Consider the following 18,197-nt stretch of genomic DNA (forward strand, 5'->3'; position numbering starts at 1 on the left):
TCTTCTTGTTCTGCTTTAGCACTAGCCTCCTGTGCCAACCTAGCTTGTTCTTCTTGTTCAGTTTTAACTCTAGCCTCCTCTGCTAATCTAGACTGTTCTTCTTGTCCTGCTTGAACTCTAGCTTCCTCTGCTAATCTAGCTTGTTCTGCCTTAACTCTAGCTTCCTGTGCTAATCTAGATTGTTCTTCTTTAACCTCTCTCTTTTGTGTCTTTTTAGACGTTTTTGGTTTTGAAGTTGTTCTGCTAGCCGCGGTTCTTGACGTATTTCTTTTCTTAGGTATCAAGAAAGCTTGCTCATCATCATCTCCACTATAATTATATCGATATCTGCTTTTAAATTTATAGGCTAAAGTAATGTCGTGCGAGTTTCCGAAAGACGATAAATCGCCCATTGCCTTTTCATAATTGTACTCTATGGCGATTTGGTCTGTGATGTTTAAACCTATTCCAGCCGACACCCCATAAAGTGTATTGTAGCCCACTTGTCCCCAAATACCTTTTGGCACGGTTAGCATGGCTATAGCTGAAACAACGGTTTGGTCCTCTCTAAACTCTGAACGCAACAAACTCGTGAATTTACTTTCATCAAAAAATCCACGGCTGTTAACATATCCAGTGTACATAATGTGCCCTTGAAGCGCCTGTTTCGAATTGTCTTCAATCATTTTTGACTCAGTTAAATTATAAGATACCAAATTATTTACAGAAACTCCGAAATCGAAAAAACCAGTACCATAATTTATTCCTGGGTTAATTGTTATTACAGAATTTGATGGGATATCATCCAACGATGAATCAGGGAAATTAGTTATTACATTGCTTTGATTAATACCGCTCTTATAAAAACCAAGATTTAACCCGAAGGTCAAATTACTTTCTCTATCGAAAACAGCATTGTACGCAAAATTCACTACGCCGCCAAAAGTAGTCAACACACCATAGTTTTGTTGGAACAGTGCTGCACCAAGTCCTATATTTTCGTTAAATCTTCCAGCGTAACTAAACAAATAGGTTTGAGGAGCATCATCAAACTGAACCCACTCCCTTTTATTATTAAAGCTAATGTATTTGTTTTGCTCACGAACGAAACTAAAGGTTGGGTTGATGATATACCGATTAAATTTCAACGAATTTCTTACAGGTATATCTAACGCAACAACTCCATCGCCAGATTGAGGATAGAGTTGCTGCATAAAACAGAAAAATAAAATGATATGTAAAGTTCGTTTTGTCATGCTATTTAATCACCGTAATAGAACCCTTTTTTTCGCTACTATTGGGCGGCTTAATTATATAATAATAGACTGGATTAATATCTTTAAAGTCGATTTGGTTTTCGGGCCAATTGTTTTGATAATTGTTTGTTTGTAATACTACTTTTCCCTGGGCACTTATAATGGTAACTTCAGTATTTGTACCACTAACATATTGTTGCGGAATCACCCAAGTATCATTTTCGTTATCGTTATTCGGACTAATTAAATTTGGAATTTTGGCAACATCGGGAAAAGCTTCTTGCACTACAAAACTAAATTCGCTTGAAGCCAAACAATCTGAAGTCTGATTTACAACGACCTTGTAATTACCCGTTTGATTGATTTCATGACTATTATTCGTGGCGCTGGCTATAAGTGACTCATTAATATACCATTTAAACTCTGGGTTAATGGCATCTGTTGTAACGGTAACTTCTAATGTTTCATTTTCCTCAAGCATTTCAACATCTTCAGCATCAATACTACTAGTAAATCCAGTACTATCCAACTCAATTGAGGCACTGGTTGAGCATTCTCCTAAATCAACGGCAACCATATAATTTCCGGACTCAGTGGTTGAATACATTTGATTAGTAGCTCCTTCAATGGCCTCTTCTTCTAGGTACCATTGATAACTATTTCCGTTTATGGCACTCAGAACTGTACTTCCTTCTGAAGAGCAAAATGGATTCCCTTTACTTGAACTGATTTCAAATGTGCTTCCTGACGTGGCCTGACTTATAGTAACTCGATTTGAAAATGAATTCGAAGTACAAGTACCATAATTGGTTTCAACAAAATAAGTGCCTGATTCATTCACTGGAAGACTAGATCCTTCGGCTACAAAAACAAAAGTAGTAGGGCTTGTTTCTTTATACCAATTAAAAGTAAGTGATGGATATTGAAGTGGTGAATCGTTATTTTCATCGCCAGGATTATCTATAGTTAATACATAGCTTCCTCCCGCGCAATATACGCCTGTAGCAATTAAATTATTTATGGTAAAAGGGGTATCCTGAATTTTATAGTAGGCCGCAAAAGTATTTGAAGGTGTACTTGAAGCCACAGGTGCCGTACTTCTAATTTTTAGTTTATAACCCTCTCCCGCAATAGAGGTAGGCATTGAAAAACTCAAGGTTGCCGGTGATGTTGTTACCTCACCAGCATTGGTTGTGTGGATGGTTGTTGCGTTCGAAAAATCTCCAGTTTCATCGGAGAGTTCAATAATAAACTTGTTTGTACCACTCAAAGAAGTATCTGGTGAAAAGCTAAACGTAACGTTGTAAGTATTGAATGATGGACTGGCGCATGCTTGCGTAAAACCCAAATTTGGCTTTCCTATAACAATCTGTGCATTCCCATTATCAATTAATGAAAAGAACAAAAAAACAGCCATTTGAATTATAGTAAAATTCTTCATTCGATATTATTTTTCTTGTCAATAAAACACCCAAAAACAACTATCGCTCTAACTCGTTGGAGTTATAAAGAATTTCCAAATTAATAAAGTAACATAAAAAAAGGAAGGAGAGTAGATTTGGGGTATTCTTCTCTTTGTGTTTAATTATTAATCAAGTCTTAAGTCTGGGTCTACTTCGTTCGAAGCAATTATTTTATTAATGCGTAATCTAAAATCAGGTCTTCTTTTATTATTGATATCAATAAAAGTTTCGGCATTCGAACTTTTAGAATACACATTAAAAAATGCGCTGTTTCCATACCAATTCTCTAAGTCTTCATTGTTTGAATTATTTTCAACAAAAATATTTCCGTTACAATTGTTAAAATACATTGAAGTAAACTTAATTTTCTCTAAGTTCCCTTGATTAATGCTAATTTTATCTTCTAAAATTACCGCTGGATTGAACCCTGATATAACACTTTTATTCATATCAAGCAAAGCATAGTCACCTACATAAACGGCAGCCTTTATAAGTCCCATTTTTATATCGTTTTCTAAATCTTCACTATCGTTAAGGAAAGTAATATTTTTGGCTACTACCGACGTAGGCTTTTTAGAAAAATCAATTTCTTCCTTTCTATCGTACGATGCCAATTTTAAACATCTTGAACCTGTACTATTTGAAACATAAGGTGATCTTAGTGCCAACGAATTTGTTAAGTTACATTGAACTCCGAAATTAAACTTATAGTCGTTATTATTAGCTTTATATGACACCATATTTAGCATGTTTAGCTCACCGCCCCATGCTTCAAACGCGTTACCCGCAGAATAAGAAATCATGATGTTTTCGAGGATGGTTGCATTGCCAACACCTGCCAATAAAAGGCCATTAAAATGACCAGCATTGGCTATACGCTTTCCAGCAAACTCAATTCTTACATATTTTAAAATACCTGAATTATCCGCAGTACTTTCTCCTCCGTAATTAGCACTAGCATAATTTGAAGGTTCAAGTTCAGGGTAAAATTTCGATGCAGAGCCATTACCAAATCTATTGGATGGTGCTTTGCCTAAAATAATTAGGCCTCCCCAATCACCTGATCTTTTCACAGAACGATTTGAGGTAAAAACAATTGGGTCAGTCTGAAAGCCAGATGCTAAAATTTTAGCTCCTTTTGTAATAGTCAGAGAACCGTTAGATTTATAATCACCCATTATAACCGCACCTGGTTCAATGGTAAGTGTTGCTCCATTTGTTACAAAAACACTACCCAACAACAAGTAAACTTCTCCTTTTACCAAAGTTGTATTTTCTGAAATGTTTCCTGCTAGAATTTTTGTAGGTTCTCCATAATCTGACTGCGTAGGATTAAAATCTGTCCAATTGTTAAGCCAATTTTCAGATCCTACAATTCCTTTTTCTTGCTGAGAAAAAAGACTTCCAGTTACGAAAAGAAGTATGAAAAAGATTTGGGTAAAGTTGTTCATAGTCGTTCGTTTAATATTAAAAACTAAATATGATTGTCTAATTTTAAATCATAACTCAAAAATATAAAAAAATCCATGAAATGCCAATTATTTCGATGAAATACATTTATTTAACAAAGTTATTCCTAAAACCTATCGATGAAATACATGTTTTGAATTAAAAAAATCACTTTTAAAAAAAAGAAAATTTTATTTTCAGAATTTCAAAATTCGACATGTAAATTAATTGGCCTCCTTAAATTATAAGCGAAAATCAATTTTATTCACAATGCGAAAGCGTATTACATAAAAAAATAGGGGATAATTAATTACTGCCTAAATTCACTGTATTGATGCAATGATTTCATGATTTCTTCATAAAATAAAATGGCAGCAATTAAGTTTTTAGTATCGGAATACGGAAGATAAACCTTATGAAAATCCGTTGACTTTTCAAGATAATCGTCGGTAGTTTCAAACTGATCTTCCAAAGCCTTTCTATTATCTGAATCGTTAGGAATTCCTAAAGTAGACATGGTTATACCTGGTTTAGTCGCAAATGCCACGTAAGGTAAGGTCCTAACTAAAACTTGATTACGCTCTGTATAGAGTGCTATAAGTTGGCCTTTTTGCATACCATCCAGCTCTTCTTTGTTATGGTATTTTTTTATGGTAACCCTCTCGCTAATTATGCTTTTGGCTTCCTTTTTTTTCTGGGCAAAACTCATACCCGTTACTAGGCAGAGTGCAAAACTGATGACAAAAAATTTTAATTTCATGGTTAAGATTTAAGGGATTAAAGCACAAATCTATGTAATTAATCGTTAAAAACAAGCGTTTTGTCGATTTTTTTAGTATAAATCTTAAAAAAATAAGGCTATACATATAAAATTATGCGTATAGCCTAACACTAAAGTTTGTTAAAAACGTTTAAAATAACAAAAACTGCTAAACGCTGTTTTAAATTATAAACTCTTTACTAATAAATTTTGTTGATTAAATAAAAATCGGTTAAAACCAACGCGGCCATAGCCTCAACTATTGGCACAGCTCTTGGCACTACACAAGGGTCGTGGCGACCTTTACCTTGCATTTCAACTGTATTACCTTTTTTATCAATAGTTTCGTATTTCTGGATTAGCGTAGCAACTGGCTTAAACGCCACGTTAAAATAAATGTCCATTCCATTACTTATTCCACCTTGAATACCGCCAGAATAATTGGTTTTTGTTGAACCGTCATTGTTAAAAGCATCATTATGGTCACTTCCATACATAGTGCTTCCGAGAAAACCGCTACCATATTCAAAACCTTTAACGGCGTTTATGGATAGCATAGCCTTACCCAATTCGGCGTGTAATTTATCAAAAACAGGCTCGCCCAACCCTTCAGGTACATTTTTAATAACGCAACTCACAACGCCTCCAACAGTATCACCTTTACCCCGAACTTCTTTTATATAAGCTTCCATTTCGCTTGCCATTTTTTGATCAGGGCAACGTACAATATTAGATTCTATTTGGGAAAGATCTAGCTCATTATAAGGTTTATCAAGTTTCATAGTACCCACAGCAGATACATAAGCGTTAATTTCTATATCTTTTAAAACTTGCTTCGCTATGGCCCCTGCCACTACCCTACATGCTGTTTCTCTTGCCGAGCTTCTGCCACCGCCGCGATAATCGCGAATGCCATATTTTTTATCATAGGTATAGTCCGCATGGCTTGGCCTATAACTATCTTTAATATGAGAATAATCGTGAGATTTTTGATTGGTATTTTCAATAACAAAACCAATAGGTGTACCTGTAGTTTTACCTTCAAAAATACCCGAATGAAACTTTACGGCATCGGGCTCCTTACGTTGCGTAACAATGGCCGACTGACCAGGTTTACGTCGTGCCAATTCATTTTGAATCGCCTCAATATCTAACTCAATTCCAGGAGGGCAACCGTCGATAACACCGCCCAATGCAGGACCATGAGATTCGCCATAAGTTGTTAAGTTAAATAGTTTTCCGAAAGAATTTCCAGCCATAAGTTTCAATTTTTGGCTAAAATAACGCTATTCCTATAAAATAGGAAATGAAAATGAACATAGTTACCTAAGGCCATAACGTTAACTTAACAATATACTGATAGATAAATAATTATCAGATAATGTTTACATCACAACTAATACTGTAATTTGTATAAACCAATCCATGTACGTTTTGAAGATTAAAAGGAAATTAGAAGTTGCCGTAATATCTGATGTTCATTTAGGAACCTATGGTTGCCATGCCAAGCATTTGCTTACTTACCTAAATAGCATTCAGCCAAAAAAACTCATATTAAATGGCGATATTGTTGATATTTGGCAATTTAATAAAAGGTACTTCCCTAAGCCGCACTTAAAAGTTATAAAAAAAATAATGACCATGGCATCAAATGGCGTCGAGGTTATTTACATAACTGGAAACCATGACGAGATGTTGCGTAAATTCAGTGATACTACCATTGGAAATATTTCTATAGTTGACAAGGCGGTATTAGAACTTGATGGGAAAAAAGCTTGGTTTTTTCATGGTGATGTTTTTGACATCTCCATCCAAAACGCCAAATGGCTAGCTAAATTAGGTGGCTATGGTTACAATCTTTTAACCCTATTGAACCAATTGGTAAATTGGTGTTTAGAAAAACGTGGAAAAGAACGTTTTTCCCTGTCAACAAAAATAAAAAACGGTGTTAAGGGTGCCGTTAAATATATTAACGATTATGAAACTGTTATTTCTGACTTAGCCATTGAAAACGGTTATGATTATGTGGTATGCGGGCACATTCATCAACCTAAAATGGTTTATAAAGAAAATAAACTAGGAAAAACCATGTACCTAAATTCTGGTGATTGGGTGGAAAATTTTACCGCATTAGAATATCAGTTTAAACGCTGGAAAATTTATAACTTCAATAAAGATAAACTAGCGCCTTTTGTTGTTGAAGATGACTTTGTTGACCTAGAAATCAAAGATTTAATTGCTGCCATAACTATTGTTGAACAACACAGTAAGAAATTATCATAGCAACGCTTCTTTCAAAATGGAAATGGGGTGTTTGGCCTCTCGCTGTGTTCCATCCTTAATTTGATGCCTGCAACTAGTTCCATTCGCTGCAATAATAGTTTCGGGTAAAGCTCTTCTTATAGCAGGAAAAAGTGTTTGTTCACCAACTTTCATACTTACATCATAATGTTCTTTTTCATAACCAAAACTTCCAGCCATACCACAGCAACCAGTTGGTACAATGGTTACTTTGTAATTTTTCGGAAGATTTAAAGTTGAAAAACTAGAAAGTTGATTGCTCAATGATTTTTGGTGGCAATGCCCATGAAGTTTTATGGTTCTTTCTTCAGTAGTGAACCGCTCGGGTTTAATGTTACCCTGTTCTATTTCCTGCTGGATAAACTCTTCAACCAAAAAGCAATTTTTTGATAAGGTTTTCGCGGAAGTTTTATCGTCTGCCAATTTTAAATACTCGTCCCTAAACGTTAAAATAGCCGATGGTTCAATACCCAAAAGCGGGGTTTCTTCTGAAACCAAATCCTTAAAAACCGAAACATTTTTGTTGGCTACAGCTTTAGCTTGTTCCAACAATCCTTTTGACAAAAAGGAACGGCCAGACTCGGCATGTGTAACGATTTTTACGTCGTAATTCAAGGCTGATAAAAGTTCAATGGTGTCAACGCCTATAGGTGTGTCCAAATAGTTTGTGAATTCATCATTAAACAAGTACACCGTTTTAATGACGTTGTTTATAGGTAAGTTTAACCTTCTACTTTTATATTCAGCATTTAAGCTTTTTTTGGAAATTAACGGCAAATTTCTTTTTGGCGCTATACCAAAACTCTTTTTTAATAATGAAGACGTAAATCCGTTTGAAAATATAAAATTGGTAAGCCCAGGCAATACACTACCGTAACGATTTAAAGTGTTGTTAAAAGCAAATAATCTGGTCCGTAATGGCACACCATTAGCTTTCTGATATTGATACTGGAATTCTGCTTTTAAAGCAGCAACATCCACACTACTAGGGCATTCGCTAGCACAGGCTTTACAACTTAAACACAAATCGAAAACCGTTTTCAGCTCTTTATAATCAAATTTATTGGATTTATCTGAATTGGTTAAAAACTCACGGAGGGCATTGGCTCGTGCCCGTGTTGTATCTTTTTCGTTTCTAGTAGCCCGATAACTGGGACACATGGTACCTCCAAATTCTGGTAACTTTCGGCAATCGCCAGATCCGTTACATTTTTCAGCTTCTCTAAGAATTCCTAAGGATTTTGAAAAGTCTAAAAGCGTTTCCACTTTTGGTTCTTCCCTATCAGCTTCATACCTGAGTGATTTATCCATGGGGTATGCGTCAACAATTTTTCCGGGATTAAAAATATATTCAGCATCAAAAGCCTCTTTAATTCGTTTCAGGATTTCATAATTTTCATCGCCAATCATCATCGGAATAAATTCAGCTCGCACGATGCCATCGCCATGTTCACCACTCATGGAACCGTTGTATTTTTTCACTAAATGGGCCACATCGGTTGTTATTTTCCGGAACAACGCCACGTCTTCAGACTTTTTTAAATTTAAAGTAGGTCTTAAATGCAGTTCTCCTGCGCCGGCATGGGCATAATAAATGGCGTCTTGATTATAGCCTTTCATTAAAGCGGAAAATTCAGAAATATAATTGGCTAAATCGGGCAAGGCTACGGCCGTATCTTCTATACAAGCCGCCGATTTTTTATCGCCAACAATATTACCCAGAAGTCCTAGCCCAGCACTTCGTAAATTATTGGCTTTATTAACATCGTCACCAACTAATTTTGGATAGGCATAACTTAATTTTGAAGTCTCAATGTCTTTAATTAAATTATCAGCCAACACAGCAACTTCTTTAAGCGTATTGGCTCGAACCTCACACATTAAAATAGCCCTAGGGTCGTCAACAATAAATTGTCTGTTTTCAAACTGGGTTTTATTTTGCTTGGTACAATCTAAAATGGTTTTATCCATCATTTCACACGCATACAAATTATGCTTCATGGTTAACTCTACGGCATTCAAACAGTTTTCGATACTCTCGAAATGTGCAGCAACTACAATCGCCTGTGGTGGCGGAAGTACATCCAATTTTAATGTAACTTGCGTTGTAAATGCCAAAGTACCCTCGCTGCCAGAAAGCAGCTTACACATATTGAATTTTTCATCAGTTACAGAAAAAACTTCTGTGTTTACCAACTCATCAATGGCATAACCCGTATTCCTTCTATGTATTTCTGGCTTCGGAAAATTTTCAAAAATTTTATTTTGAATCGATTCTGACTTTAATTCAGAATAAATCGAGTTATAAATTTGTCCTTCTAAATTGTTTTGTTTTGTTTTTTTCTGAAATTCTTCCGAACTCAATTCTTCAAAAACCGCTTCACTTCCATCACTTAAAACGGTGTGCATTTCAATAACTTTATCGCGTGTTACCCCATACTGAATTGAAGTTGTTCCCGAGGAATTATTACCCACCATCCCGCCAATCATACAACGATTGGACGTGGAAGTGTTTGGGCCAAAAAACAAACCATAAGGTTTTAAATAATTGTTTAAAGCATCGCGTACAACACCTGGCTGAACGGTAACTGTTCTCTCCTTTTCATCAAAACTAATAATCTTCGTGAAGTATTTCGAAACATCGACAACAATGCCTTCTCCTACACATTGACCAGCCAATGAAGTGCCCGCAGTTCTTGGAATCAACGAGGTTTTATGTCTTTTGGCAAAAGCAATAAGTTGTTTTAAATCTTCCTTGTTTTTGGGATACGCAACAGCCAATGGCAATATTCTATAGACAGAAGCATCGGTGGCATAGATTGATTTAATTAATTCATCAAAATAAATTTCCCCAGAAAAATTTTCGCTTAATTCCTGTAAATGTGTTGTTAACATCATGAGACATTAAAATTGTTTGTAAAACTATAAAGTTGTTAAATATAATTACAATAATGATTTTATTTTTGTAAAATAAAACGTTGAACAAAATTGATCTATTTATTTAAAAAGATCGTATATTTAATAACAAAACTTATATTTTATGAAAAAATTATTTTTATTATCAATTGCTGTATTCGGATTCATATTAACATCGAATGCTCAAGAAATTTCGGAAAATGCTATTGGTTTACGACTAGGCGACAGTGATGGTTTTGGTGCAGAAATATCATACCAACGTGCTTTAGGCGCTAACAATAGGTTGGAACTCGATTTAGGATTAAGAAGTGGAAATGGCTACGACGGTTTTAAACTTGCTGGATTATACCAATGGGTTTGGTTATTAGATGGTAACTTTAATTGGTATGCCGGTGTTGGTGGAGGATTAGGCTCTTATAGCTTTGACAATGTGCCTCCAGGAGTAGATGATAGTGAAACTTTTATTTTTGCCGCTGGAGATATTGGTATCGAGTATAATTTTGATATTCCTTTGCAACTATCAATTGATGCCAGGCCAGAATTTGGTTTTGGGAATTATAGAGATGACTTAGATTTTGATATAGCCCTTGGTATTCGTTACCAATTCTAATCTATATAATTTATAAAAAAAGCACCTTTAAAAGGTGCTTTCTTTTTATACAATAAACTTAAGTTTCTATACAAATAGCATACGATCTTCGTAATTTCTAACTTGACCGAAATAGGTTTCTTGATGCTTATGCAATGTTTTTACGGGCAACCCCAATACATACTTTTTAACACTAGTAACTTTTGTAGTTAGTTCTCCCATTTTAGTGGTATATCGTTTTTCATATTTTGTGTTTCTCTTTATATATAATATTTTCATTTAATTTTTTTTATAGTTGAAAGCTCATGGCCGTTCTAACCTCATTTCTATATTTCTTGGTTTAAACCCTTTGTCTTTAAATAAATTAATAGCAGGGTTATCTTGATTGATGTGTATTGCAATATCTCCTTTACAATACTTGATGGTATGTTCAATTAATTTTTTGCCTATACCCTTACCTCTATATTCTTTTTTTACGGCTACGTAAACCAGAATGTTTTCAGAAAGGTACTCGTTCATACCCGTTCTGTTAACAACAACTGCTCCTAATATCTCATCTTTCTGCTCTAAAACAAACACATAACCACCTAAGCCAGGTGTTTCTTTGGCAGCATACATTAAAGATTTTCTTATCGCACTTTTCGAATCTCTAAACTTATCAAAATTTTGAAACAGAAAATTGGTAACTCGGTTTATGTTAATAATTGATAGCCTGGAAAAAGCATCATAAGTTTTAATTGTCATGGAATATATTTATTGCCAACCTAATTAAACATATTTTAAATTAGGTTCAACTTAAAAAATGAATTGAGGGTAGATATTAATTAAAATACCACTAAATTTTAGTAGTTGTAAAGAAAGTGAATTACTCTTTATGAAATCGTAGATGGAGGAATGAACTTTTCAGATTGGTTTCTAAACACCAGAAAGTTAAAATTGTAGACCCTGTAATTTTGTTTTTTTAGATTTCCTTTACCCATGTTTTGCAAATTTACAAAAACAGACCACCAATGGCAAATGAGAGTCTTTGCTATAATCACAAAACTTTGTTAAACAAAAAAAGCTTCCTTAAAGGAAGCTTTTTAAAATATTATTAAATCAATATTCGTTTACTTTGCTGGTTTTACAGGCGCATTTAATTTAGAACTCATTTCCATAGAAATGGCCGATTTGTCAAACTTTAACTTTCCGGCCAAAGTTTCAATAATGCAACTATTATCTTTTTCGTTAATATCTGAGACTTTACCGTGTAAACCACTTTTGGTAACAACTTTGTCACCTCGTTTTAATGCTGCCGCAAATTTCTTTTCTTTTTTAGCACGTTTCATCTGTGGTGCTATCATAAAAAAATACACTACTACAAACATTAATATTATTGGTAGAAAACTACCTATTCCTCCTTCTCCCATTTTTTAAATCTAATTAGTGAGCCGCAGCCGTTGTTGCTTTATTCGGGTCTGGTTTCACAAACGCCGTTATTTTAACTATTTCACTACCTTTTTCGGTATTGGCAGTAACTGTAATCGTTTTTGTTACTTTATTGGAACCACTTCCATTAAATTTAACGGTAAATTTACCTGAATCGCCAGGTGCCAATGGTTCTCTACTCCAATCTTCAGGAACAGTACATCCGCAAGAACTTTTAATATTTGTGATAACTAAAGGAGCATCTCCAGTATTTTTGTAACTAAATTCCGTTTGCACAGGTGTTTTAGCTTCAATTTCACCAAAATCATGTTCAGTTTTGTCAAAATCAATTACAGGGAATTTTGATGCTACTGCATCTCTTTCCGCTGCAGCGGCTACATTGGTTTCGTCAATTTTTTTTGCAGCATTCTCTTTACATGAAGTAAAGGCCACCAAACACAAGGCACTTAAGCTTAAGATTATTTTTTTCATAATTAGGTTTTTAATTTTTATGGTGAACAAAAATAGCAATTATTTGACCGATTAAAAACTTTTCGCGTTTTCTTAACAAAATTACATAAGGCCACGCCCTACTTTCTTCAATGCGCCAGAGATTTCATACTCTTTAACGAGCTTATCTAAAATACCATTTATAAATATGCTACTTTTTGGTGTGGAATATTCCTTTGAAATCTCCAAGTACTCGTTGATTGTTACTTTTACGGGAATTGACGGAAAGTTTCTTAATTCACAAATAGCCATTTGCAACAATGCATAATCTATGGCAGCAATGCGATCGGCATCCCAATTTTTTGTTTTGGTCTCAATTTCTTTGTTGATTGCCGTTTGGTTTAAAAGTGTTTTTCTAAAAAGGTCGATAGCAAACTGCTTATCTTCTGCATCTTTATAAAGTTTAGGTGTGAAATAGCTTTCTCCAACTTTAGCCTTTGCCTTTCTCAGAAGTTTTAAAATCGTGGTATTTACAGTAGGCAAGTCGTCAAGCCAAGTTAAGTTTTTGTCTTCCAAATAGTCATATAGTTTATCGTTTGGCGCAATAACTTCTTTAAAAACATCAATAATAAACTCTTTATCTTCTTTGAAATCTGAAACCCTGGTTTTCATGTATTCCTTATACACGTTACTTGAAATGATAGCTTTAAAAATCACTTCAACATATTCATCATCCATTTCCCAATAATTCGTATTATGGGCTTTAAAAGCATCTTTTAGTTGTTCATTTTCAGATATTAAACTTAACAACTGATTATTGATAAACTTCCGGTTAGGATTTTTATCCTCGTCTGTAGCTAAATGCTTATTTTGCTTTTTATGCAAATCGTTCTCTGCTTTTTTCTTCACTTCTACCAACAAAGAAATTAACAGTAAATACAAATTGTACATATTATCTACACTAAACAGCAAAAACTTTTGGTCTTTACTAAAGTCGTCACTCTCACTGCCTTTAAAAGCATAAAGTGTTTGCATTACTTTTACACGAATATGTCGCCTGCTTAACATCATTACAAAGAACTCTATTTAAAAAAGATGAAAATTTATCTCGGTTTCACCGGGCAAAAATAAGACTATATTTAAAAACCACATACTTTTAATTTACTTTAATTAATATAAAGGTTTAGGCTATTTTTAACAATTCACTTACCAGAAGAGCAGATCTTATTGTTTTTTAAACCCTATATTTGCGCTTCTATCTTTATATATATAATGAAAGAGCTACAGCACTTAAATAAATACTTTTTTAAGTACAAAACACACTTAATTTTAGGGATTATTATCACCATAGTTGCACGAATATTTTTGCTATTTACGCCAAGGTATGTCAAGCAAATATTTGTGGTCATTGAAAACTACATGGAAGGTGGAGTTAGCAAAGCAACTATAAAAGCTGAATTGACTGAAGTTATCCTTTACATTGTTGGTGCGGCCATAATCGGCGGAGTGCTTACCTTTTTTATGAGACAGACCATTATAAATGTTTCGCGTTATATTGAATTCGATTTAAAAAATGAAGTTTACGAACAGTACCAAAAGCTTTCATTAAATTTTTATAAAAAAAACCGAACAGGTGATTTAATGAACCGCATTACGGAAGATGTGGGCCGTGTGCGTATGTATGTTGGTCCAGCACTAATGTACAGTATTAATACCGTTACATTATTCATAATTGTGATTATTTACATGGTAAATGCATCGCCAAAACTCACATTATATACTATTCTGCCATTGCCCATTTTATCGGTCATTATATATAAACTAAGTAGAGAAATACACAAGCGCAGTACCATTGTTCAAGAATATTTATCAAAACTGTCCACATTTACACAAGAATCTTTCAGTGGAATTTCGGTTATAAAAGCTTACGGCATAGAGCCACAAACCTCGTCCAATTTTAGATTACTTGCAGAAGGAAGCAAAGAAAAACAAATTCATTTAACACAGGTGCAGGCCTGGTTTTTTCCTATCATGATTTTACTCATTGGCACTAGTAACCTTATGGTTATTTATGTTGGAGGTATGCAATATATAAATGGTGAAATTGAAAGTGTTGGAACCATTGCTGAGTTCATTATATATGTAAACATGTTAACTTGGCCAGTGGCAACAGTAGGCTGGGTAACTTCTATTGTACAGCAGGCAGAAGCGTCGCAAAAACGTATTAATGAGTTTTTAAAAATTAAACCGGAAATTAAAAATATCGTTGAAAGTGAAACTGACGTGAACGGAAACATTAGCTTTAGAGACGTTTATTTCACTTACGACGACACCAATATTCAGGCATTAAAGGGCGTCAGTTTCACTATTAAAGAAGGCGAAACATTGGCTATTTTAGGCAAGACAGGTTCTGGGAAATCTACTGTTTTAGATTTGATAGGCCGGCTGTACGACATAGAAAAAGGCACCATAAGCATTGGTGGTATCAGTATAGGTGAGCACAACCTTACCAGCTTGCGAGACCATATTGGATATGTACCACAGGACGCCTTTTTGTTTTCTGACAGCATTAAAAACAATATAAAGTTCGGAAAACAAGAAGCCACAGACGATGAAGTTGTTGAAGCCGCGAAAAACGCCCAAGTACATAAAAACATTATTAAATTTAATAAAGGATACGATACCATTCTTGGAGAACGGGGAATTACACTTTCGGGCGGACAAAAACAACGCGTTTCTATTGCTCGAGCCATTATAAAATCCCCAAAAATTTTGTTGTTTGACGATTGCCTATCAGCTGTTGACACCGAAACTGAAGAAAAAATCTTGAAAACACTGGGGAAAATATCTAAAGGAAAAACATCTATTATTGTAAGTCACCGCGTGTCTTCAGCAAAAAATGCTGATAAAATAATTGTTTTGGAAGATGGTAAGATCGTGCAGGAAGGCACCCATGAATCATTAATAAATTCTGAAGGCTATTATCAACACCTGTATTTAAAACAGCTAAGCGAAACAACTGAAAAATAACATTTTACATATTCAGACCACCAAACCAAACACCAATTTTGTTCAATAAAATTCAATAAAATTGGAGTATCCAAAAAGAAACTTCAAAAAATGTTGGTTAGTAACGGTTTTTTTTAGATTTTTGGTACACTATTGATTTCTTAACAAAATTTAATTAAACGATGAATAATAACGGCATGATGGAGAAAGAGGAAATTTTTTCGAAAGTATTAAGAGCAGGAAGGCGTACCTATTTTTTTGATGTAAGAGCTACAAAAGCAGAAGATTATTACCTAACAATAACTGAAAGCAAAAAGTTCACCAATGACGATGGATCGTTCCATTATAAAAAACATAAAATCTATATTTATAAGGAAGATTTTGAAGAATTTAAAGAAATTTTAGCCGAGACGACTGACTATATTATCAGAGAAAAAGGCAATGAAGTGATTAGTGAGCGTCACCAAAAAGACTTTAAAAAAGATGAATACGAAAATGAGCCTCGCGTAACTGAAGACCAATTAAAATCACCCGAGAGCTTTACCGATATAGATTTCGAAGATATATAAAATTGTTTCAATACATAATTTAAAACCGTAGCATTACCGTTACGGTTTTTTTATGTTTTAGGCTAACTAACCACAGAACCATTTTTTACCTTTTTTTCAGGATGAAGCAAGATAACATCATTGTCTTTCACTGCACCAATAACCAAACATTCACTCATAAAATTCGCTATTTGCTTTTTAGGAAAATTTACTACTGCAACTATCTGTCGGTTTAGTAAACCTTCCTTTTTATAAAGAGTAGTTATTTGGGCTGATGACTTTTTAATACCTAATTTTCCAAAATCTATAATGAGTTGAAAAGCCGGTTTTTTGGCTTCAGGAAAATCATTTACCTCAATAATAGTACCCACTCGTAAATCTATTTTCGTAAAGTCCTGAAAAGTTATTCCGTCATTCATTTTTTAAAAATACAAATTATAACGAACTTTGAACAAACTAATAATTATGGCACGCACACCTTCAAATATGCTTCCGTTGGGCACAAAAGCTCCTTATTTTGAATTGATAGATACTGTAAGCGGAAAACTTTTAGATATAGAGTCTGTAAAAGGAAAAAAAGGCACTGTTGTCATGTTTATTTGCAACCATTGTCCTTTTGTAATTCATATTAATGAAAAAATCGTAAACATAGCTAACGCATACTCGCAAAAAGGGATTGGTTTCGTGGCTATTTCAAGTAACGATGTTGTGAATTATCCTCAAGATTCACCAGAAAAAATGAAAATTCATGCAAAGGAAAACAACTACCCTTTTCCTTATTTATATGACGAAACCCAGGAAATCGCAAAAGCTTATGATGCGGCCTGTACACCTGATTTTTACGTTTTTAATGAAGATCAGCAACTAGCTTATAGAGGTCAATTGGATAGCTCTCGCCCAGAAAATGGCATTCCTTTAACGGGTGAAGATTTAAGGCATGCTTTAGATTGCTTAATTGAGAACAAAGAAAACACAAAATTGCAAAAACCAAGTATTGGTTGCAACATTAAGTGGAAGTCTTAGATTAGTTTCAGTTGAAAAACACCAACATCCAACCATTTACCAAACTTATAACCTACTTCATTAAAATGGGCCACTTGGGTAAAATTGAATCTTTGGTGAAGTTTTATACTGGCATGGTTCGGCAAGGTTAAAACTCCCAAGGCCACATGAAATTTTTGTTGTTTCAAAAGTTGTAATAGTTCAGCGTAAAGCTTGCTACCTATTTGTTTCCGGTGAGCATTATGTTTAACATATACCGTTGTTTCAACGGTGTTTTTATAAGCCGGTTTTGGTCTAAATTTACTTCCGTAGGCATAACCCAATATTTCGTTATTATCCTCGAAAACCAAAACGGGGTATTCAGCCAAAACATGATTTATTTTTTCCTCAAAGATTTTTAATGACAGTGGTTTGTCATCAAAGGTAACCACTGAATGTTTTACGTAATAATTGTAAATCTCTAAGAGTGCTCTAACATCGTTGCTATGTAAAGGTCTAATCATTTAAATCCAACCTTTGCGTTTTAATAAATTTTCTATGTGAACATAGTGGTGATTGCTGTGCCAAGCATAATTTCCAATAGTATATTTTAAGGTAAATTGAGAATTGGTTTCTGGATGAATAAAATGTTTGTTTAAATCTTCCTCTTCTAACATATTTAGCAAATAAACCATCTTCCCATGAAGTGCTTTTATATAGTCTAATGCTATCTCAATCGGCGCTTCTTTAGAGTCAATGAGTTCAGCCCATCTGTCTTCATAATAAGTCTTAATAATTGGAGACTCTTCGGTTAATGTCCATTTTAAACGCGAATAGCAGTGATGATGACTATCACCAATATGATGAATAACCTGTCTTACCGTCCAACCTTGAGGTCTATAAGAGGTATTTAATTGTTCTTCGGAAAGGTTCGAAACCAAACTTTTCAATCGATTTGGAAAGTGTTCTAAGACAGCTATCCAACTTTCAATGTGCTCTTTTGAGATGTGGTCTGGACAATTGAATTTTCCTATAGGGTACCTTAATGTTTCTAATTCCTTAGCCGTCATAAACAAATATAAAAATTTA

Annotated in this window: 19 protein-coding genes; 5 read left to right on the plus strand and 14 right to left on the minus strand. The window is 34.3% G+C overall.

Translation table 11 applies throughout. The annotated features are described in order from the left end of the window. The 5 genes from ACIEHO_RS11635 to aroC all read right to left on the minus strand — a co-directional run. Positions 1-1,235: PorP/SprF family type IX secretion system membrane protein (locus ACIEHO_RS11635; protein WP_406971853.1), on the minus strand; the 1,235-nt coding region annotated here is incomplete at its 3' end. A gap of 1 nt (position 1,236) precedes the next feature. Beyond that, on the minus strand, positions 1,237-2,676 hold the full coding sequence (locus ACIEHO_RS11640; RefSeq protein WP_406971855.1) for a T9SS type B sorting domain-containing protein: 1,440 nt from the start codon (positions 2,674-2,676) through the stop codon (positions 1,237-1,239). A gap of 147 nt (positions 2,677-2,823) precedes the next feature. Next, positions 2,824-4,149, minus strand: a complete 1,326-nt coding sequence (locus tag ACIEHO_RS11645; protein WP_406971857.1) for a hypothetical protein — start codon at positions 4,147-4,149, stop codon at positions 2,824-2,826. Positions 4,150-4,457: 308 nt separating this feature from the next. Then, entirely contained in the window at positions 4,458-4,907 is a 450-nt protein-coding gene (locus ACIEHO_RS11650; protein WP_406971859.1) for a hypothetical protein, read from the minus strand. 200 nt (positions 4,908-5,107) lie between these two features. Continuing rightward, on the minus strand, positions 5,108-6,166 hold the full coding sequence (aroC, locus tag ACIEHO_RS11655) for a chorismate synthase (protein WP_406971861.1): 1,059 nt from the start codon (positions 6,164-6,166) through the stop codon (positions 5,108-5,110). A gap of 166 nt (positions 6,167-6,332) precedes the next feature. Between aroC and ACIEHO_RS11660 the strand changes: the two genes are divergently transcribed. Continuing rightward, entirely contained in the window at positions 6,333-7,190 is an 858-nt protein-coding gene (locus tag ACIEHO_RS11660) for a UDP-2,3-diacylglucosamine diphosphatase (protein WP_406971863.1), read from the plus strand. Here the strand turns inward: ACIEHO_RS11660 and ACIEHO_RS11665 are convergent. Beyond that, complete coding sequence (locus ACIEHO_RS11665; RefSeq protein WP_406971905.1) at positions 7,185-10,103, minus strand: FAD-binding and (Fe-S)-binding domain-containing protein; 2,919 nt, start codon at positions 10,101-10,103, stop codon at positions 7,185-7,187. The genes ACIEHO_RS11660 and ACIEHO_RS11665 overlap by 6 nt on opposite strands. Before the next feature lie 145 nt (positions 10,104-10,248). Here ACIEHO_RS11665 and ACIEHO_RS11670 point away from each other — a divergent pair, with 145 nt between their 5' ends. Next, complete coding sequence (locus ACIEHO_RS11670) at positions 10,249-10,734, plus strand: hypothetical protein (RefSeq protein ID WP_406971865.1); 486 nt, start codon at positions 10,249-10,251, stop codon at positions 10,732-10,734. Between the two features lie 66 nt (positions 10,735-10,800). Here ACIEHO_RS11670 and ACIEHO_RS11675 read toward each other — a convergent pair whose 3' ends face one another. The 5 genes from ACIEHO_RS11675 to nusB all read right to left on the minus strand — a co-directional run bounded on the left by ACIEHO_RS11675 (position 10,801) and on the right by nusB (position 13,641). Then, on the minus strand, positions 10,801-10,992 hold the full coding sequence (locus ACIEHO_RS11675) for a hypothetical protein (RefSeq protein WP_406971867.1): 192 nt from the start codon (positions 10,990-10,992) through the stop codon (positions 10,801-10,803). Between the two features lie 24 nt (positions 10,993-11,016). Continuing rightward, entirely contained in the window at positions 11,017-11,457 is a 441-nt protein-coding gene (locus ACIEHO_RS11680) for a GNAT family N-acetyltransferase (protein WP_406971869.1), read from the minus strand. Positions 11,458-11,822: 365 nt separating this feature from the next. Further along, the gene (gene yajC, locus ACIEHO_RS11685; RefSeq protein ID WP_406971871.1) at positions 11,823-12,122 is read right to left on the minus strand and encodes a preprotein translocase subunit YajC; all 300 of its coding nucleotides are present in this window, start codon (positions 12,120-12,122) and stop codon (positions 11,823-11,825) included. Positions 12,123-12,135: 13 nt separating this feature from the next. Then, a complete protein-coding gene (locus ACIEHO_RS11690) occupies positions 12,136-12,612 on the minus strand; it encodes a DUF1573 domain-containing protein (RefSeq protein ID WP_406971873.1) in 477 nt (158 codons plus the stop codon). Positions 12,613-12,693: 81 nt separating this feature from the next. Then, positions 12,694-13,641 (minus strand): transcription antitermination factor NusB, encoded by a 948-nt coding sequence (gene nusB, locus ACIEHO_RS11695; protein WP_406971875.1) that lies wholly within the window; start codon positions 13,639-13,641, stop codon positions 12,694-12,696. Between the two features lie 201 nt (positions 13,642-13,842). Between nusB and ACIEHO_RS11700 the strand changes: the two genes are divergently transcribed. Beyond that, complete coding sequence (locus tag ACIEHO_RS11700) at positions 13,843-15,600, plus strand: ABC transporter ATP-binding protein (RefSeq protein WP_406971877.1); 1,758 nt, start codon at positions 13,843-13,845, stop codon at positions 15,598-15,600. A 161-nt stretch (positions 15,601-15,761) separates the two neighbouring features. Further along, entirely contained in the window at positions 15,762-16,148 is a 387-nt protein-coding gene (locus ACIEHO_RS11705) for a PUR family DNA/RNA-binding protein (protein WP_406971879.1), read from the plus strand. Positions 16,149-16,210: 62 nt separating this feature from the next. Here ACIEHO_RS11705 and ACIEHO_RS11710 read toward each other — a convergent pair whose 3' ends face one another. Then, positions 16,211-16,546, minus strand: a complete 336-nt coding sequence (locus ACIEHO_RS11710) for a tRNA-binding protein (protein ID WP_406971881.1) — start codon at positions 16,544-16,546, stop codon at positions 16,211-16,213. A 46-nt stretch (positions 16,547-16,592) separates the two neighbouring features. Between ACIEHO_RS11710 and ACIEHO_RS11715 the strand changes: the two genes are divergently transcribed. Continuing rightward, a complete protein-coding gene (locus ACIEHO_RS11715; protein WP_406971907.1) occupies positions 16,593-17,150 on the plus strand; it encodes a thioredoxin family protein in 558 nt (185 codons plus the stop codon). Here the strand turns inward: ACIEHO_RS11715 and ACIEHO_RS11720 are convergent. Both ACIEHO_RS11720 and ACIEHO_RS11725 read right to left on the minus strand, forming a co-directional pair. After that, on the minus strand, positions 17,147-17,632 hold the full coding sequence (locus ACIEHO_RS11720) for a GNAT family N-acetyltransferase (protein ID WP_406971883.1): 486 nt from the start codon (positions 17,630-17,632) through the stop codon (positions 17,147-17,149). The two genes, ACIEHO_RS11715 and ACIEHO_RS11720, sit on opposite strands and share 4 nt — an antisense overlap. Next, complete coding sequence (locus ACIEHO_RS11725; RefSeq protein ID WP_406971885.1) at positions 17,633-18,178, minus strand: YfiT family bacillithiol transferase; 546 nt, start codon at positions 18,176-18,178, stop codon at positions 17,633-17,635. Positions 18,179-18,197: the final 19 nt, after the last annotated feature.

The sequence above is a fragment of the Flavisericum labens genome (genome assembly GCF_045446075.1).
Taxonomy (GTDB): domain Bacteria; phylum Bacteroidota; class Bacteroidia; order Flavobacteriales; family Flavobacteriaceae; genus Flavisericum; species Flavisericum labens.

Coding starts and splice junctions, on each gene's coding strand:
- ACIEHO_RS11640 (WP_406971855.1), bottom strand. CDS start 2,676: ATGAAGAATTTTACTATAATTCAAATGGCTGTTTTTTTGTTCTTTTCA.
- ACIEHO_RS11645 (WP_406971857.1), bottom strand. CDS start 4,149: ATGAACAACTTTACCCAAATCTTTTTCATACTTCTTTTCGTAACTGGA.
- ACIEHO_RS11650 (WP_406971859.1), bottom strand. CDS start 4,907: ATGAAATTAAAATTTTTTGTCATCAGTTTTGCACTCTGCCTAGTAACG.
- aroC (WP_406971861.1), bottom strand. CDS start 6,166: ATGGCTGGAAATTCTTTCGGAAAACTATTTAACTTAACAACTTATGGC.
- ACIEHO_RS11660 (WP_406971863.1), top strand. CDS start 6,333: ATGTACGTTTTGAAGATTAAAAGGAAATTAGAAGTTGCCGTAATATCT.
- ACIEHO_RS11665 (WP_406971905.1), bottom strand. CDS start 10,103: ATGTTAACAACACATTTACAGGAATTAAGCGAAAATTTTTCTGGGGAA.
- ACIEHO_RS11670 (WP_406971865.1), top strand. CDS start 10,249: ATGAAAAAATTATTTTTATTATCAATTGCTGTATTCGGATTCATATTA.
- ACIEHO_RS11675 (WP_406971867.1), bottom strand. CDS start 10,992: ATGAAAATATTATATATAAAGAGAAACACAAAATATGAAAAACGATAT.
- ACIEHO_RS11680 (WP_406971869.1), bottom strand. CDS start 11,457: ATGACAATTAAAACTTATGATGCTTTTTCCAGGCTATCAATTATTAAC.
- yajC (WP_406971871.1), bottom strand. CDS start 12,122: ATGGGAGAAGGAGGAATAGGTAGTTTTCTACCAATAATATTAATGTTT.
- ACIEHO_RS11690 (WP_406971873.1), bottom strand. CDS start 12,612: ATGAAAAAAATAATCTTAAGCTTAAGTGCCTTGTGTTTGGTGGCCTTT.
- nusB (WP_406971875.1), bottom strand. CDS start 13,641: ATGATGTTAAGCAGGCGACATATTCGTGTAAAAGTAATGCAAACACTT.
- ACIEHO_RS11700 (WP_406971877.1), top strand. CDS start 13,843: ATGAAAGAGCTACAGCACTTAAATAAATACTTTTTTAAGTACAAAACA.
- ACIEHO_RS11705 (WP_406971879.1), top strand. CDS start 15,762: ATGAATAATAACGGCATGATGGAGAAAGAGGAAATTTTTTCGAAAGTA.
- ACIEHO_RS11710 (WP_406971881.1), bottom strand. CDS start 16,546: ATGAATGACGGAATAACTTTTCAGGACTTTACGAAAATAGATTTACGA.
- ACIEHO_RS11715 (WP_406971907.1), top strand. CDS start 16,593: ATGGCACGCACACCTTCAAATATGCTTCCGTTGGGCACAAAAGCTCCT.
- ACIEHO_RS11720 (WP_406971883.1), bottom strand. CDS start 17,632: ATGATTAGACCTTTACATAGCAACGATGTTAGAGCACTCTTAGAGATT.
- ACIEHO_RS11725 (WP_406971885.1), bottom strand. CDS start 18,178: ATGACGGCTAAGGAATTAGAAACATTAAGGTACCCTATAGGAAAATTC.